Origin of the sequence: Plastoroseomonas hellenica (assembly GCF_018129085.1) — a bacterium.
Taxonomy (GTDB): Bacteria; Pseudomonadota; Alphaproteobacteria; order Acetobacterales; family Acetobacteraceae; genus Plastoroseomonas; species Plastoroseomonas hellenica.
Window position 1 is genome coordinate 1 of the sequence record NZ_JAAGBB010000149.1, and the last position, 1043, is coordinate 1043.

The window sequence follows — 1043 nt, forward strand, 5'->3', positions numbered from 1 at the left end:
CGCCGGCCGCGCCCGCCGCGCCGGCGAGCAGCATGCGCGCCTGGCGGCCGAACGCGCCGAGGTGGAGGCCGCCCGCGTTCCGCATGCGCGGCTGGAAGCCGCCCGCGACATCCGGCTCGAGGCCGAGGATGTCGAGGGTGCCGCGCGTGGCGTGCTGGAGGGTGCGGAAGCCGCGCGCCTCGCCGCCACCAACGCCCATGCCGAGGCGCGCCGCACCGCCGCCGAGGCCAACGCCGAGATCGCACGGCTGACCGCCGAGATCGAGGGCCTGGCGCAGATGCTGCGCGCCGGCGATGCCACGCATCCGCCGATCCTTGAAGCACTCGCCCTGCCCTCCGGCCTGGAAGTCGCGGTCGCGGCGGCGCTTGGCGATGCGCTGGAAAGCGCTGCCGATGACGCTGCGCCGCGCTTCTGGCGCGCCCTGCCCGCCCTGCCGGCGGCGGCGCTGCCGGGGGCCGCGACGCCGCTCACCGCGCTGGTCGAAGCGCCCCCCGCCCTGCACCGGGCGCTGTCCGGCATCGGCCTGCTGCCCGAGGGTGCCGATGGCGACGCCTTGCAGGCAGCGCTGACGCCGGGCCAGGCCCTCGTTTCGCGGGACGGGGCGCTCTGGCGCTGGGACGGGCATGTGACACGGGCCGGCGCGCCGAGCGCCGCCGCCGTGCGCCTCGCCCAGCGTAACCGGCTGCGGGCGGCGGAGGCCGCGCGTCGCGACGTCCTCGCCCGTGCCGAGGCCCTGACCCATGCCGCCGAGCTGGCGGCCCAGGTGGAAACCGAGGCCCAGGCGGCCGAGCGCTCCGCGCGCGAAGCTCGGGCGGTCGCCGAGAAGGGGCTGGCCGCCGAGCGTGCCGCCGAGGCGAAGCTGCTGGCCGAGGCCGCCGCCATCGAGGGCCGCATCACCGCGCTCGATCCGCAGATCGCCGCCCTGGCCACCGGGCTCGCGGAGGCGGAGGCGGCGCGCCAGGCGGCGGAAGCGGCGCTCGCCGCGCTGCCCGATGCCGCCGTCGCCGAGCGCGACTGCGCTGCGAAGGAGCAGGCGGCGCTGG

At 78.8% G+C, this 1043-nt stretch carries 1 pseudogene; it reads left to right on the forward strand.

Features of this window, described 5'->3' with window-relative positions:
- A pseudogene (locus GXW71_RS34575) lies at positions 1–1043 on the forward strand (AAA family ATPase); the annotation flags it as partial.